10 protein-coding genes and 5 pseudogenes are annotated in these 15278 nt (G+C 62.4%); 6 read left to right on the top strand and 9 right to left on the bottom strand.

Annotated features, from left to right (window positions below; genetic code table 11):
- Positions 1-56: 56 nt before the first annotated feature.
- Positions 57-1031 (top strand): class 1b ribonucleoside-diphosphate reductase subunit beta, encoded by a 975-nt coding sequence (gene nrdF / locus H4V95_RS11630; RefSeq protein ID WP_019482488.1) that lies wholly within the window; start codon positions 57-59, stop codon positions 1029-1031.
- Between the two features lie 49 nt (positions 1032-1080).
- Here nrdF and H4V95_RS18405 read toward each other — a convergent pair.
- Positions 1081-1242: pseudogene (locus tag H4V95_RS18405) on the bottom strand (NAD(P)-dependent dehydrogenase); the annotation flags it as partial.
- Between the two features lie 152 nt (positions 1243-1394).
- Between H4V95_RS18405 and istA (H4V95_RS11625) the strand changes: the two are divergent.
- Together istA (H4V95_RS11625) and istB (H4V95_RS11620) are read left to right on the top strand one after the other, a co-directional pair.
- Positions 1395-3142: pseudogene (gene istA, locus H4V95_RS11625) on the top strand (IS21 family transposase).
- An 11-nt stretch (positions 3143-3153) separates the two neighbouring features.
- On the top strand, positions 3154-3963 hold the full coding sequence (istB, locus tag H4V95_RS11620; protein ID WP_312884100.1) for an IS21-like element helper ATPase IstB: 810 nt from the start codon (positions 3154-3156) through the stop codon (positions 3961-3963).
- Between the two features lie 43 nt (positions 3964-4006).
- On the opposite strand, the pseudogene H4V95_RS18995 reads toward istB (H4V95_RS11620), so the two are convergent.
- From H4V95_RS18995 to H4V95_RS18990, 4 genes and pseudogenes are all read right to left on the bottom strand, one after another.
- Positions 4007-4252 (bottom strand): annotated as a pseudogene (locus H4V95_RS18995) (DUF5956 family protein); the annotation flags it as partial.
- A gap of 81 nt (positions 4253-4333) precedes the next feature.
- Positions 4334-5113 carry an IS21-like element helper ATPase IstB gene (gene istB / locus H4V95_RS11615; protein WP_245345517.1) on the bottom strand — a complete coding sequence of 260 codons (780 nt, stop codon included), beginning with the start codon at positions 5111-5113 and terminating at the stop codon, positions 4334-4336.
- Positions 5114-5133: 20 nt separating this feature from the next.
- Positions 5134-6672, bottom strand: a complete 1539-nt coding sequence (gene istA, locus H4V95_RS11610) for an IS21 family transposase (RefSeq protein WP_312883925.1) — start codon at positions 6670-6672, stop codon at positions 5134-5136.
- 521 nt (positions 6673-7193) lie between these two features.
- Positions 7194-7328 (bottom strand): annotated as a pseudogene (locus H4V95_RS18990) (NAD(P)-dependent dehydrogenase); the annotation flags it as partial.
- Between the two features lie 148 nt (positions 7329-7476).
- Between H4V95_RS18990 and H4V95_RS11605 the strand changes: the two are divergent.
- From H4V95_RS11605 to H4V95_RS11595, 3 genes and pseudogenes are all read left to right on the top strand, one after another.
- Positions 7477-8433, top strand: a complete 957-nt coding sequence (locus H4V95_RS11605) for a TIGR03885 family FMN-dependent LLM class oxidoreductase (RefSeq protein WP_209730681.1) — start codon at positions 7477-7479, stop codon at positions 8431-8433.
- The gene (locus H4V95_RS11600) at positions 8433-10106 is read left to right on the top strand and encodes an alpha-amylase family protein (RefSeq protein ID WP_209730679.1); all 1674 of its coding nucleotides are present in this window, start codon (positions 8433-8435) and stop codon (positions 10104-10106) included. The genes H4V95_RS11605 and H4V95_RS11600 overlap by 1 nt, the downstream gene beginning before the upstream one ends.
- Positions 10107-10115: 9 nt before the next feature.
- Positions 10116-10343: pseudogene (locus tag H4V95_RS11595) on the top strand (DUF3140 domain-containing protein); the annotation flags it as partial.
- Positions 10344-10563: 220 nt separating this feature from the next.
- Here H4V95_RS11595 and H4V95_RS11590 read toward each other — a convergent pair.
- The 4 genes from H4V95_RS11590 to H4V95_RS11575 all read right to left on the bottom strand — a co-directional run bounded on the left by H4V95_RS11590 (position 10564) and on the right by H4V95_RS11575 (position 15152).
- The gene (locus H4V95_RS11590) at positions 10564-11412 is read right to left on the bottom strand and encodes an alpha/beta fold hydrolase (protein ID WP_209730677.1); all 849 of its coding nucleotides are present in this window, start codon (positions 11410-11412) and stop codon (positions 10564-10566) included.
- Positions 11413-11592: 180 nt separating this feature from the next.
- Entirely contained in the window at positions 11593-12276 is a 684-nt protein-coding gene (locus tag H4V95_RS11585) for a DNA alkylation repair protein (RefSeq protein WP_209730675.1), read from the bottom strand.
- 141 nt (positions 12277-12417) lie between these two features.
- Entirely contained in the window at positions 12418-13905 is a 1488-nt protein-coding gene (locus H4V95_RS11580; RefSeq protein WP_312884017.1) for a DUF222 domain-containing protein, read from the bottom strand.
- A 101-nt stretch (positions 13906-14006) separates the two neighbouring features.
- Positions 14007-15152, bottom strand: a complete 1146-nt coding sequence (locus H4V95_RS11575; protein ID WP_395939873.1) for an IS30 family transposase — start codon at positions 15150-15152, stop codon at positions 14007-14009.
- Positions 15153-15278 lie beyond the last annotated feature (126 nt).

Raw genomic sequence — 15278 nt, 5'->3', positions numbered from 1 at the left:
CATCGCCCGTCGTCGTACGCTTTAACTAAGAACCAACCCACCATTGAGGGGATGACATGACCGAGAAGGTCAAGCTGCTTAGCCACGTTGAGGCAATCAACTGGAACCGCATCCAGGACGACAAGGACGTGGATGTCTGGAACCGTCTGGTCAACAACTTCTGGCTGCCTGAGAAGGTGCCGCTGTCGAACGACGTCCAGTCGTGGGCGACGCTGACTCCTGACGAGCAGCAGCTCACCATGCGGGTGTTTACCGGTCTGACCCTGCTGGACACCATCCAGGGCACCGTTGGCGCTGTCAGCCTGATCCCTGATGCGATCACCCCTCACGAAGAGGCCGTCTACACGAACATTGCGTTCATGGAGTCGGTGCACGCCAAGAGCTATTCGTCGATCTTCTCCACGTTGGCTTCCACCAAGGAAATCGACGAGGCGTTCCGTTGGTCGACTGAGAATGAGAATCTGCAGCGCAAGGCTGAGATTGTCATGAACTACTACCGTGGTGACGATCCCCTGAAGCGGAAGGTGGCGTCGACGCTGCTGGAGAGCTTCCTGTTCTACTCAGGGTTCTACCTGCCGATGTACTGGTCTTCACGTGCAAAGCTGACCAACACGGCTGACCTGATCCGTCTGATCATCCGCGATGAAGCCGTCCATGGCTACTACATCGGCTACAAGTTCCAGAAGGGTCTTGAGAAAGAGTCGGCTGAGCGGAAGCAGGAGATCAAGGACTACACGTTCGAGCTCTTGTTCGAGCTGTACGAGAACGAAGTGCAGTACACCCACGATCTCTATGATTCCGTTGGTCTGGCTGAGGACGTCAAGAAGTTCCTGCACTACAACGCCAACAAGGCGCTGATGAACCTGGGCTACGAAGCCATGTTCCCGGCATCGGTGACCGATGTGAATCCTGCGATTCTGTCGGCGCTGTCACCGAATGCCGACGAGAACCATGACTTCTTCTCGGGGTCGGGTTCGTCTTACGTCATTGGTAAGGCTGTCAACACTGAGGACGACGACTGGGACTTCTAGTCTCTCTTCTTTCTCACCTCACGCACTTACTAGTAAGGCGGACAATCTCGTCGGCGTCGGCGTCGGCGTCGGCTTCCTCCTCAGGCAGGTAGGGAAGCGCGACGTCGGTGTTTTCGCGGGCGAATGCGATCGCCGCTGCCGCGCCGATCCCTGAATCCGCTCCCGTGATGAGAGTCTTCCGGACCTCCAGCCGTCCGGTGCCACGGTATGACTATGGGAGCTTGAGTGGAGGCCACTTCCGCAGCCTGACTTGAGCCCACCACCCTTCCCAATCCGACTCGCCAGTGGACTAATCGCAGTTTCACTTGAGCCCACCCCACCGTTGAATTCATCGAAGTGTGTTTCTGATGGTGGAAGGCAGCGATGGAGTCGAAGGTGGAGTTATTCGAGCAGATTCGCAGGGACACCCGGGTCAACGGTGACTCGATACGGTCCTTGGCCAGGAAGTATCGAGTCGCGCGGAGGACTGTGCGTCAGGCCTTGGCATCGGCGGAACCTCCACGACGAAAGACACCGGTCAGGAACGCTCCTAGGCTTGACCGGTTCAAGGTGGTCAGTGACGGGATGCTGCGGGAGGATCTGACTGCACCGCGGAGGCAACGTCATACCGCTCAGCGCATCCATGATCGGTTGGTGGATGAGCATGGCGCAGATCGGTCGTATTCGACAGTCCGTCACTGTGTGAAGAGCCGGCGGCCCGAGCTCGAGCACGAGGGTGGGAAGTCCACTGCGAATGTGTTCATCCCCCAGGAGCACGCACCCGGCGCGGAGGCCGAGGTCGACTTCGGTGAGGTCTGGGTTGACCTGGCTGGGGTCCGCACGAAGTGCTATATCTTCGCATTCCGCCTGTCCTTTTCCGGCAAAGCCGTGCACCGCGTCTATTCGACTCAGGGGCAGGAGGCGTTCCTCGAAGGCCATTTTGAGGCGTTTACCAGGATAGGCGGCGTCCCCATCGGTCATATCCGGTAAGACAATCTGACGGCTGCCGTGAAGCAGGTCCTCGGGACGTCCCGTGACCGCGTGGAGAACGATCGGTGGGTCCTCTTCCGGTCCCATTGCGGGTTCGACGCGTTCTACTGCCAGCCAGGAATCAAGGGTGCGCACGAGAAGGGCGGTATTGATGGTGAGGTTGGTAGGTTCCGCAGGAACCGGCTCACGCCCGTGCCGGTGGTGGAGTCCTTGGCGGAGCTTAACGCGGGCATCATCGTCTGGGACGAGGAGGACGAAAGACATAGGATCAGCGGGAAACTGACTACGATAGGGACTGGCTTCGCGCACGAACGAACCCTTCTGAACCCGTTACCGACCGAGGCCTTCGACCCCGGCGTGGTCCTCGTGCCGAGGTGGACCGGTCATCGCTGATCCGGGTTCGAATTATCAAGTACTCGGTTCCGGTCCGGTTCATCGGACGGACCGTCCGCGTGTCCCTGCAAACATCAGAGGTCCTGGTCTTTGATGGACGGACTTTGATTGCAAGGCATGCCCGGGTCGTTGCCCGGCATGGCAGCTGCGTCGACCTCGATCACTACCTCGAGGTCCTCCACCACAAACCCGGCGCGTTTCCCGGCTCGACGGCCCTCGCCTCAGGATCATTCACCTCCGCGCATGACGCGTTCTGGGCAGCCGCCCGCCGCGCGGACGGATATGCCCAAGCGACTCGGGAGCTGATCAACGTGCTCCTGCTGCACCGGTCGATGATCACCAAGGATGTTGTGAGCGGGATAAAAGCAGCCCTGACGGTCGGGGCTGTCACCGCTGATGTAGTCGCTGTCGAAGCACGCCGAGTCGCCACCGATCGAATCACCGCCGAACGCCTCCAACCTGCAGCCGCGGTGGTGGAACCCGGAACTTCTGACCGTCATCGCCTCAATGAACTCGGTTTGGAGGGCACCGTCGCGGTACGTCCTTCCGCGCGTGAACGGCAGGTCATCAGTCTCACGCAACGCAGACTGGCCGATCCTGCAGCGGTGATTGCCGTTCTGCCACCAGACACCCGTCCGTTGCCGTCCGTCGCGGGCTACCACGAGCTCCTCACCCGACGAACTCCTAACCCAACCTCTGACCAGATGCTGACCGGTACGAACCGACAGACGAGGGAGAACATCTCATGAGCCCAGCTAACATCAACCCGATCACCGTCTCCTCGACCCTGCGCCGACGGCGTGGACTGACCGAAGAAGCAGCAACCGCGGCTGTCGATCAATCCTGCCGCCGGATGCGCCTGCCATCCATCCGCGCCGTCCTGGGCGAAGCACTCACGGTCGCGGGTAAGGAACTGCTCTCCTATCAGGGGTTCCTTGCTGAGCTGCTTCTGGCCGAGTGCGACGACCGGGACCGCCGCTCATCAGTACGACAGGTCAAATCAGCGAACTTTCCCCGCGACAAATGGTTGGGAGACTTCGACTACGACGCGAACCCCAACATCAACCAGGCCACCATCAACACTCTCGCGACCGGCGACTGGATCCGCAAAGGACAACCCCTTTGCCTCATCGGGGACTCCGGCACCGGGAAGTCTCACCTGCTGAGCGGCTTAGGGACTGCAGCCGACGAGAAGGGGTACCGCGTCAAATACACGCTCGCCACCCGGCTCGTGAACGAACTCGTCGAAGCCGAAGATGACAAGGTCCTCGCCCGGAGTATAGCCCGCTACGGCCGGGTTGACCTGCTCTGCATCGATGAGCTCGGCTATATGGAACTCGACAAACGCGGCGCTGAATTACTCTTCCAGGTCCTCACCGAGCGCGAAGAGAAAGCCTCCGTCGCGATCGCCACCAACGAGTCCTTTTCCGGATGGACCAGAACCTCCACCGACCCCCGCCTCTGCGCCGCGATCGTTGACAGGCTCACCTTCAAAGGAACCATCATCGAGACAGGAACCGACTCCTACCGCCTCGCGCAAACTCGGAACCAGCACCTCGCCCATGACTAAGCAGGAGTTTAGGTCGGGGTTTCACCCTTCCCGCCGGCCAGTCCTAAGAGTACGAACGCTGCAGAAAGGATGAGACGAGTACGCTCAGATCCCCAGGAAGGGAAGCTGTCGGATCACTATTCGTGATGAACGTATTGAGATCCTGCTGAAACGCCCGCTGGTTCGTAATCCCCTGAGGTAACCGCAGGAACCACGCGTACCCCCGAGGGCGGGGCGGGATTCCTGCGGCACCAAGATACTCATCGATAGTGCGGTCGACAACTTCCTGATCATCAGCACGAAACCGTGAACCATCGCGAACCTGGGAATAGCAAGTTGATTTGGCCCCGGTTTCGCCGCTTGTTTTGGCCCCACCCTGTTGGTGTTCCGGTCAGTTTTGCCGGGACTTGTTGATGGTCTGTTGGGTGGTTTTCAGCCGGTAGGAATCGGTGCCGGTGTTGATGATGTGGCCGCGGAAGGTCAGCCGGTCCACGACCGCCGCCGCGAGGCGCGGGTCGGTGAACGTCTGGCCCCACTCGCTGAACGGGGCGTTGCTTGCGCAGGCGATGGACGCCCGTTCTTCCCTGGCCGTGATGATCTGGAACAAAAGCTCGGCGCCGTGGGTATCGAGCTTGACGTAGCCGACCTCATCGAGGCAAAGGAGATCCAGGCGCGCGTATTTGCCCACCAGCTTTGATAGCTCCTTGTTGTCGGCAGCCTCGACGAGTTCGTTGACCAGCGCGGCCGTGGTGATGTAGCGGACCCGCCGTCCCTGCTCGGCGGCGGCCATGCCCAGGCCGATGAGCAGGTGTGTTTTCCCGGTCCCGGAATTGCCGAGGAGTACCAGTGGTTCCCCGGCATCGATCCACGCGCCGGTGGCCAGGTGTGTCAGGGTCGCCGGCGGCAGGTCAGGGATCTGGGCCAGGTCCAGGTCTTCGAGGCGTTTGCTGCGAGGGAACTTCGCTTCCTTGATCCGCCGGGCCCGGGCGCGGTTATCGCGTTCCTCGCATTCATAGGTCAGGACCTCGGCGAGGTAGGCCTGGTGGCTGAGGCGCTGCCGGGCCGCTTCGGCTGCCATGGACCCGGCGACCTGCGCGGTGCCTCTCAGATACAGGGTTTTGCAGGCTGCGCCGATCGCCGCCGCGGCGGCGGGCTCACTGAGCTGGCCCATGGACGGTCCTTGCCCGGCGCTCATCGGCTGCCCGCCGCGGCCAGCAGCCCGTCATAGCCGGCCAGCGAGGGCTCCCAGCGGTCGGGCAGGTGCCTGATCCGTCCGGAAACTTCATCAGGTAGCGCCGCCGGGACGTGGTGGAAGCTCTGGCTGGCACGGGCGTCGATGGCCAGATGATCGGGGTCGAAGTCCCCGGTCCTCACGGCGTTCTCCATGGCGCCGGTGACCGCGGCGGCCGGCAGGGTCCGGGCCATCAGCAGGACCTCGATCAGGGCCTTCGTGCCGGCCTTGTCGCCGAGCGCGGCCCGGGCCCTGTCCCAGTATTTCTGGTGGGCTCCGGTGAAGGCCCCGGAGGCGCGGGCGGCCATCAGCGCTGTTGCCCCGGCCAGGGCGCCGGGTTTGCGGGTGAGGACCTCAAGGTAGTGGTCCAGTTCCAGGACGTAGGAATACTTGTGGATGGCCCGGACGTGGGACGCGATCCGGGCGCCTTCGGCGAACATCTCGATGGTGCGGGCACCGAGCCGGACGCTGACCCGGCGCCCGGCATAGCGGGCCGGGACCGAGTAGTAGGACTGGCGGACGCAGACCTGGGACTTGTGGTCGGCCTTGAACGAGAACGTCGAGGCGGCCTCGAACGTGTCCGCCGGCAACGGCCGAAGCATGCCGGCTTCCTCCGCTGCCGCGGCACCGACGGTGACGGGGCGGCCCGTGATGACGCGGTGGTCGTCTTTGACATCGCAGCCAGCCATATACGCGTTCAGCCCGGCCAGGGTATCGAACTCCGGAACCGGGGTCAGCCAGCGGCGGCGGAACCTGCCGACTTCACCTTCGACGCCGCCCTTTTCGTGGGCGCCGTCGATGCCGGGCAGGCAGAAGAACGAGTCGAACCCGTAATGGGAGCGCAGGGCGATGAAGCGTTCGTTTTCCAGCCGTTCACGGCCCAGGATCACGGTGGTGACAGCGGGTTTGAGGTTGTCGTAGCGGATCATTTTGGCCGGGATCCCGCCGAAGCGTTCGAACGCGGTGTTATGCCCGTCCAGAAAGGACTCCTGCGACTGGTTCGCGTAGGCCACATGCGCGGCGCGTCCGGAGTAGGACAGCCGCATCACGAACATGAACAGCTTCGCCTGCACGCCGCCGATCACGGCCTGGAACTCGCCGAAATCGACCTCGGCTTCCCCGCCCGGGGTGTGGGTCTGCGGGACCGCGACGTCAGCCTGCGTGTCGACGAGCCCGCGGCGGATCCTGGCCACAGCGTGGGCGACCGTGGACTCGGCAACCACGACGCCGTGTTCATCGACCAGCCGCTGCCAGATCCGGCGGGCCGTGTGGCGCTGTTTGCGCGGTGACTTCTGGTCCGCGGTCAACCAGGCCCGGATGGTGTCCTCCCAGGGCCCCAGCTTCGGAGCCTTCCGCTCCGGCGTCTTCCGTGCCGGCGGCGTGGCCTCCGCCAACGCGGCCCGGACGGTACGGCGGTGAACGCCGTGCACCCGTGCCAACTCTCTGACCGACATATCTTTATCCCTCGCATCAAGGCGGATACGCTCGAATTGCTTCACTCTCGATCTCTCTTTCAAACCCGTTCCGATCTCTTCGTCTTGGCCGACAAAAAGAACGCTACGGGCGGGTCGAGGGTGGGGCCACTTCAAACGGCTAAAAGTCCCCTAAGTGGGGCCATTTCAGAGTGCCATACCCACGAACCTGCCTCACCACGTTGCCCGCTCCTGCTCGCGCAGAAATAAGCGCATCCCACGTCGAGTCCTCAAGCTCCACCCAACCCGCAGGCGGCACCGAGACCCGTACAGATTCCCAATCAAACGTAGACATGATCCTCCTTATGACCGGACTAATACGGGAAGCAGCAGTTACCGGATCAGCATCAAAAGGGAGCGAAGCTACAACTCTGTCCCTTAGGCGCCTGAGTGTGAGTGTCTCACTTAGCTGGCCCTGACGACCGGTGATCAACGGTGGGGTGGGCTCAAGTGAAACTGCGGTTAGTCCACTATCAAGTCGGATTGGGAAGGGTAGTGGGCTCAAGTCAGGCTGCGGAAGTGGTCTCCACTCGCGTTGACATTCTCACACGGTACGACTCTTCGCCCCGGTCACTCCGCGGCTCGAGGTCGCGGTCCAGACCGGGTTCCGGCTCGTCCTGCTTGGGTGGCGAGATCTCCGGGAAACGTGTCGCGGGGTTCTGAAATGTGTACTGATCACGCATGCGTTCCTCCAGGTATCCGGAAGTTTTGGTAGCACCCTTGAGGGCCTCCTACAGGACAGATACGCTCGAGAGGTATTGCTAAGCCTGCCGGTCACACTAGGACGGACCTGCTTAAGCGTTCAAGCGCCACCCAAGGAAAGGCCCCTGCATGCCCCTCATCGGCTTTCATGCCTCCCACGAACAGATCGCGCCAGGACAGCTCCTCGCGGATGTCCAGCTGGCGGAGCAGGCCGGCTTCGACGCCGCAATGTGCTCCGACCACTTTGAACCGTGGTCCAAGGTGCAGGGACATTCTGGGTTTGCCTGGTCCTGGCTCGGAGCCGCGCTTGCCACCACGAGGCTGCGCTTCGGCGTCGTTACCGCCCCTGGGCAGCGCTACCACCCGGCCATCATTGCTCAGGCTAGCGGCACGCTGGCGAGCATGTTCCCGGGTCGATTCTGGGCCGCCCTTGGCAGCGGAGAAAACCTGAATGAGCACATCACCGGGGACGCCTGGCCACCCAAGGAGGAGCGCCAGCAGCGAATCGAAGAGTGCGTTGACATCATCCGGCGAATGCACGACGGCGAGGAAGTCACGCACCGGGGCCTCGTCACCGTGGAGCAGGCCCGGCTCTGGGATGTGCCGGAAATAAAGCCGCAGTTGATCGCGCCGGCGATAAGCGTTGAGACCGCCGCGCGGAGCGCACGCTGGGCCGACGGCCTGGTCACCACGAACCAGCCGCACGAAAAACTGACGGAAATGATCAACGCATACCGGGACAACGGAGGTCAGGGGAAGCTTATTCTGCAGGTGCACCTGTCCTGGGCGCCCAGTGAGGAAGAGGCTGTGGACATCGCTCATAGACAGTGGAGTTCCAACTGTGTGAAGCCGCCGACCACCTGGGATCTCGCCCGTCCGTCCGACTTTGAGGAGGCTACCCGGGACCTTACCGAGAAGGAGCTTCGGGGCACCGTGCAGATCTCGGCCGATCTCGCCACGCACGCCCAGCGGCTTCGTGAATTTGCTGACCTCGGTTTCGATGAGCTGTACCTGCACTACGTCGGAACCGAACAGAAACCATTCATCGAGACGTTCGCCGAACACGTGTTGCCCGAGGTGCGCTGATGCGGATCACGGACACCTCTGACCTCTGGTGGAAAAATGCTGTCATCTACTGCCTCGACATCGAAACGTTCTGCGATTCCAACGGTGACGGCATCGGCGACTTCGCCGGCGCTGCCCAGCGCTTGGACTATCTTGCGGAGCTCGGTGTCACCTGTGTCTGGCTGATGCCGTTCTACCCGTCGCCACAGCGTGATGACGGATACGACGTCGTCGATTTCTACGGGGTTGACGAGCGGCTGGGCACGCTGGGCGACGTGGTCGAGTTCATCCGCACTGCCAAGGACCGCGGGATGCGGGTTATCGCCGATCTGGTGGTGAATCACACCTCAGACGAGCACCCCTGGTTCAAGCAGGCGCGCTCTTCCAAAGACAATCCGTACCGCGACTTCTACGTATGGCGATCGGACCCGCCTCCCGACACGTCGAGTGAAGTGGTGTTCCCCGACCAGGAGAACTCAATCTGGACCAAGGACCGGAAAACCGGCGAATGGTATCTGCACCGCTTTTACTCCCACCAGCCGGACTTGAACGTGGCCAACCCGGCCGTCCGCGATGAAATCGCCAAGGCGATGGGCTTCTGGATGGAACTGGGGTTGTCCGGTTTCCGCGTCGACGCCGTTCCCTTCTTTCTGGAAACCGAGGGTATCGATGGTCACACAGGCGACCCGCACGACTACCTCCGGGACCTGCGCCGGTTCCTCTTGCGGCGGTCCGGTGACGCAGTGCTTCTGGGCGAGGTGAACCTGCCCTTCGAACAGCAGATCGAGTTTTTCGGGGATGCCGCGGACGAGCTCACCATGCAGTTCGATTTCGTCACAATGCAGCAGATGTATCTCTCGCTGGCCCGCGGCGATGCGCGGCCGCTGGCCCATACCTTGACTGACCGGCCCGGCATCGATCCCGACAGCCAGTGGGCCACGTTCGTACGCAACCATGACGAACTGACCCTGGACAAGCTATTGGATTCAGAGCGCCAGGAGGTCTTCGAAGCGTTCGGTCCGGAGAAGAACATGCAGGTCTACGACCGCGGACTCAAGCGACGGCTGCCCCCGATGCTCGACGGCGACCCGCAGCGCATCCGCATGGTCTACTCGCTCCTGTTCTCCCTGCCCGGCACCCCCGTGCTGTTCTACGGTGAGGAAATCGGGATGGGGGAGAACCTGGCCGCCGAGGGCAGGCTGGCGGTACGCACGCCAATGCAATGGACGCATGAAGAGAGTGCGGGCTTCTCCTCAGCTCCGCCGGGCAAGCTTGTTCGGCCGCTGGTGGAGGGCAAGTTCGCCCAAGACAGTGTGAATGTGGTGGATGCGCGGCGGGACCCGACGTCGTTACTGGGTTTCATGGGTAGTCTGATCCGCCGCTATCGGGAGTGTCCCGAGCTCGGGTGGGGTTCTTTCTCCCTGATCGACACACCTAATCCCGCTGTTCTTGCCCATCGCTGTGATTGGGAGGAAAACTCCCTTTTCCTCTTCCATAACTTTGGGGCCGAACCCACTGAGGTATCAGTGAAGCTCAAAGACGGCGACGTACCCGACGGTGGCGGAATCCTGACCGACCTGCTGCAGGACACCATGGCCGACATCCAAGCGGGGGATGAGATGCAGGTTGAATTGCCTGCGTACGGGTACCGCTGGCTGCGAGTCCAGGTTCCTGAGGTGGGCCGGCTCTGGTGAAATCCGCAGCTGTGGGATGACTGGAAGGAATCGGTCAATATGACCGCTTCTGAGCTAAACGAGTGGCTGGACACGGATGAGTCATAGGAGGTCGGCCAGAAAGACGACGACGGAGAATCGGTTGGCCACGCATCCGGCCGTCGAATCATCAAGATTCTGTCCACGAAGAAGGCCGGCCTGACCGACTCCGACATTGAACATATGCGCACGGTGGTGGGCTACGTTCACCGGCACCTTACGCTGAAGTCGTCCTCGGACGTGATCATTCGCGCAGTGTGCCGGCCTTGCTGTTCACCCGCTGGACATTCATCCAGCTGGCCAGCCGGTATTCCTCCGGATCTTTGGCGCGGCGGTTGGGGCCCTGGAAGTGACATTGCGCAGCCCCTCGTCAGCCGTGACGGTCCACCCATGCTTGTCGGCCAACTGGACCAGGTATGGCGCCGTTGGTCGGGAACGCCTACAGACAGCGTGGCTGGAACGTCGGATCCGCCGGGCCATCCTGAGCAAGAGCATGGGACACCAGCCGGTGCACCACTGGATCGTTGGGAGCCTGATCATGCTCGATCAGGTTCAGCGCGCATTTGTCCTGAATGGTGATGTTGGTGACCTGCCTGGCTCGCCCGTCGAGGAACTGGCTGGTGTAGGGCGTAACAACCTCGTCGTACTTCGTGCTGATTACCGTGTAGGACGGACCATTCACCGTGTCACCGATCGAGTTCAGCTCGGTCAGGAAAGGTGAACCAGCCTGCTGATCGGAACATGCCTGGCAGAGGAAGTTGGAGTCAAACGCAGCGAGCAACGGGTCGTCACCGGCGGGCACGAGTAGTCCCTCGGTGCCATGGTTTGAGGGAGCGATTCCGACGAGGTGGTTGACCTTCTTGGCGCCGCCGAGGAACCCGATGTAGTAGCGCGGCATCATGCCGCCCTGGCTGTGGCCGACCAGATCTACCTTCTCTGCTCCGGTGGCACCCAGCACGGCGTCGACGAACGAACCAAGCTCCGCGGCAGAATCAGCCACCGGGCCGGTGGCATCGATGTTATTGGTGGTGCCGTAGTTGAGAGCGAAGACGCAATAACCCTGCCCGGCGAGGACCGGGGAGAGCGTGGACCAGTTTTTGAGCATGCTTTCGAACGTTCCGGGCACGAGGATGACGGGGTACGGGTGTTCGGCACTCGGCTGGCAGGACCAGTTGTTCGCTCCTGGCGGGGAGATGTCCAAGGTATCGGCTGCGGCAGGAGGCGCCCCGGCTAGGCTTCCGCCAAGCAGGGCAACAGTGGCAAGGAATGTCGAAAAACGGTGCGGCATGCGCTGAAACCTCTTCGTATCATCGAAGCTCCCCGGGCGGGAGCGTGCACCGCACACACGATAGCTACTCGCCGGTAACCTTCGCAACACTCATGGGAATACGTGCACGCTCCGGCAGCCGCTCGCCGCCCCAACGGCCGGTGGGCGAGCTCTTTCCGCTCCTCCTGAGGGGGCCAATTGTTATTTGCCCACCTGTCGGCTCACCATCTCATTGATCCAATTCGGCGCGAACGGCGAGGTGCAGTTCGGGGAAGTGGGATAGTCCTTGAGCACCTCCAGGCGCTCACCAATAGCGAGTGCACGGGCACGATACGCGGAGTGTTCAATACCGATCATGGCCAGACAATGATTCATGGCCCATTGCAGTCGGTCCGGCGCGTCTTTCATCTCCGCTTCGATGACATCGAGCAACGCCGGCAGATCGATAGCATCTGGGTTCTTAATCACTCGTTCCGAAGTCAGCGCCCAGCCCGCGCTTGCGACGATCGGGTCAGGATCCGCTGACCAGGTTATCCGGAGGTCTTCGGCATGAGGACTCTTTTTGACCACATAGTTTACCAGCCAGTCGTGCACCTTGGGTGCGCGGGCTTCGCGCAGCATAGAGTCCAACTCGTCTCGGTCAAAAGCCTTCGGGCGGCAGATCAGCAGAGCTACCAGTCGTGCAGCCGTGTCATCGGAAGCCCAGAGGTCACGGGCAAGATCATGTTGGGTCTTGAGTGTCTTTGCGACGGCACGCAGCTTTCCCAAATTGACCGCGTGATCGTCACCGTGCCGCTCGTTCACTGCTTTGATCTTCGGGTCTTCGAGCAAGGCGAGTTCGGCGAGTACTTCGTCACGAGTCGCAGCCGATGTGGTTGCCGTCATTGCAGCCTCCTGGCAGGGTGGACGTTTCAGCGTGAGTACGGTTCAGCGTGGACATCTGTCGGTCGACGTTCCGCTGTTGGACGGTCAAGACTACTCCGCGGGTGAATGTTCAGGCGGCACCGGGTTCAAGCCGCGCCGTGCTCAGGCCGCTCCGGGTTGAGGGCTTCCGCGTTCCCGTATCCGACGGCGTCGGATACCTAGCGTGACGGATTCGAGCCGAATAGCTGGTTTGGCTCTCCCCGGCTCGGCGCCAGCTCCAGCTCCAGTTCCAGCTCCAGTTCCAGATAGGGGTGGTGCGGTGGAGTGGTAGGTGTGGCCGGTGGGGGTGGTGGTTTTGAGCTGATGTCTCGGTCCGGGGACGGGGGCTACAGTCCAGCCGGGGTGTTCTTTGGTGTGGTTGCACGCTTCGCAGAGTCCTGCCCCGTTGCTGATCGATGTTGGCCCGCCGCGGTGCCAGGGGATGATGTGGTCGATGTGGCGGATCGGTGCGTCGCAGTACGGGGTCCGGCAGGTGTCATCCCGGGCGGTGATAAATCTGCGTTGCGCTTTCGTGAAGAGCCGGGCCCTGGAATCCATGGCCACCAGATCCCCGGTCGATGGTGCGGTGTAGAGGCGACGTAACCAGACATCGAAAGCCGAACCTCCTTGCCCCGACCGGCTTTGACCCTTCCGCCCAGTGACAGTGCCGCCAGCTGACCCTGACCCGGTCGAATCTGCCCGACCGGTTGCCGGGCTGGTTGAACCGTCCTGGCTGTTTGTTGGGCTGTTTGCTGGGTTGGTCGGTGTTTCTACCTGAAGGAGGTTGCGTGCCCAGCTGGAGGGGACGATGCCGTAGCCGGGGATCCTGGCCGGTTCGCTGTCGCCTTGGAAGAGGGCACGGTCGGTCATGATGAGCTGCAACTCGACCCGGCTGATACCCCCGGGGACCCCGGTGACGCGTTCGACGAGGGTATCGGCCATCACCTGACCCCTAGACCTCGGGTCACCAGTACCCCGGACCGTGTCAGCGTGACGAGTCAGGGTGGCGTAGGTGGCGACGGCCTCCTTCACCGGAAGCAACGCTGTCAGATAGGCCATGGTGTCCGGTGCCGGGCGGATACTCACACACCGCTCCGTGACAGCGTGGGCGGCACGGTTCACCACCGACCGGGGATCCCGCCGGTACGCGGCGGCCTTCACCGCCGCGACGACCGCCTTATCCCCACACCCGGTGAACCTACCCGTATCAGCTGATAGTTCTTCATCGACGGCTACCCGGTCAGCACTACTGAGGCACGCGGTCTCTTTCACTAACAGGGTCGCCCGCCACTCATTCAACTGACCGGTGTGAAGGGCCGCCAGTGTGTGGGGCATCTCCGTGACCAGTGCACGCGCCAAGCCGAGGAGCCGGCTGCCGCGGGATGGGGATTCACGCCTCGCTAACGCGATCTGCGCCCCCACCCCCTTGCCCCGCTCCGCGGCGGGTACCCCGGCGAGGGTTTGGGTGTGGCGTTCGGAGACGTCGATCGCGACCGTGATCCGGGCCTGCACCCCAGCAATCGCCGACTTCAGATCCTCCAACTCCCGCAACTGATCAATCAACCCCACCACATCCACAGCCGGCCGCAACGAGTCGAGGGCTTCGGCCACAGCCGTCGTATCTCCCACAACGACGCTGCGACCAGCACCACCAGTAGAAACAACACCAGAGGCGCCCCGCGGAGCCGCTACCCGGGAGGGGTTTGGCGAATTTAGGCGGTCGTTGCAACGATGGGTTTGCCTGGTTCGAATAGTAGTCGTTCCATGGCTTGTGCGGGGGTGATCCCGCCGAGTGTTTTGCGGGGCCGGTCGTTGAGTTCGGTAGCGACTTCGAGCAGCCGCTGGGGTGAGTGCACGGACAGGTCTGTGCCTTTGGGGAAATACTGGCGCAGCAACCCGTTCGTGTTCTCATTGGAGCCCCGCTGCCACGGTGAATGAGGGTCGCAAAAGTAGATGGCCATTTTCGTGGCCATGGTGATCTGGCGGTGCTGGGCCAGCTCGGTGCCCTGGTCCCAGGTCAGCGACTTAGCCAGGTGTGCTGGGAGGGTCTTGATGGCCGCCAGGAGACCGTCACGGACCGCGATGGCGCCATGGTCCTCGGGCAGGTGGATGAGCATCGTGAACCGGGTCTGGCGCTCCACGAGGGTGGCGATGGCCGAGCGGCAGTTTGAGCCCAGCACCAGATCCCCTTCCCAGTGGCCAGGGACGGCGCGGTCTGCGACCTCGGCGGGCCGTTCGCTGATCAGGATCATGTCTGGGATCTTCCCCGAACTCTTAGCAGCGGTGGAGCGTCTGGGACGCCTCATGGCACGGCCGGTGCGCAGGTGTTGGTGCAGGTCAGCGCGTAAATGACCGCGGCCCTGGACGTACAGTGCCTGGTAGATCGTTTCGGGACACACCTGCATCTCCGCTCGGTCTGGGAACGCCGCGGCGAGGTGGTCGCTGATCTGCTCGGGGCTCCACTTCACGCACAACTTGGCCTGTACTAAGGATGCCAGTTCCAAGTCATCAAACTTGCTGGCCTTGGGTCGGCGTCCGCGGAGCTCGGCCCGTTTCTGGGCAGCATACGGAGCGTACTTCCCCCGCCCCCGCGGACCCGGTTCGGGGCCGTTGCGGTGCAGCTCACGGCTGACCGTCGAGGCCGACCGCCCCACCTCTCGGGCGATCCCCCGCACGCCGGTCCCGGCCAGATGCAGGTCGGCAATCCGCAGCCGATCCTCCAGGCACAGGTACCGACCCGACGGCTCCGGCTTGGCACGCGGGATCCGCCCACCGGTTGCTTGCCGCCAACGTCGCCCAGTTTGTCGATTCACACCCACAGCATCACACGCCGCCGTCAACGTGGAGCCCTGCGCCATCAACACCCAAAACCGCGCCTCATTCTCGATCCGTTCCTTCTTCGACAACGTACGCAGCACCTCACATCAATAGGGGTGTTGCAACGACCGCTTGAGCTCGCCTTTCCCTTCCGTCTCGGTGATGGA

It is taken from the genome of Arthrobacter sp. CAN_C5, assembly GCF_017875735.1.
In the GTDB taxonomy this organism is placed as follows: domain Bacteria; phylum Actinomycetota; class Actinomycetes; order Actinomycetales; family Micrococcaceae; genus Arthrobacter_D.
Note: the sequence above shows the minus strand (reverse complement) of the source record. Positions and strands in the feature narration are given on the sequence as shown.

What these genes read in the sequence shown, in the direction of transcription:
- H4V95_RS11600 (WP_209730679.1), top strand. Translation starts at nt 8,433, where the DNA reads ATGCGGATCACGGACACCTCTGACCTCTGGTGGAAAAATGCTGTCATC.
- H4V95_RS11590 (WP_209730677.1), bottom strand. Translation starts at nt 11,412, where the DNA reads ATGCCGCACCGTTTTTCGACATTCCTTGCCACTGTTGCCCTGCTTGGC.
- H4V95_RS11605 (WP_209730681.1), top strand. Translation starts at nt 7,477, where the DNA reads ATGCCCCTCATCGGCTTTCATGCCTCCCACGAACAGATCGCGCCAGGA.
- H4V95_RS11575 (WP_395939873.1), bottom strand. Translation starts at nt 15,152, where the DNA reads ATGGCGCAGGGCTCCACGTTGACGGCGGCGTGTGATGCTGTGGGTGTG.
- nrdF (WP_019482488.1), top strand. Translation starts at nt 57, where the DNA reads ATGACCGAGAAGGTCAAGCTGCTTAGCCACGTTGAGGCAATCAACTGG.
- H4V95_RS11585 (WP_209730675.1), bottom strand. Translation starts at nt 12,276, where the DNA reads ATGACGGCAACCACATCGGCTGCGACTCGTGACGAAGTACTCGCCGAA.
- istB (WP_245345517.1), bottom strand. Translation starts at nt 5,113, where the DNA reads ATGGGCCAGCTCAGTGAGCCCGCCGCCGCGGCGGCGATCGGCGCAGCC.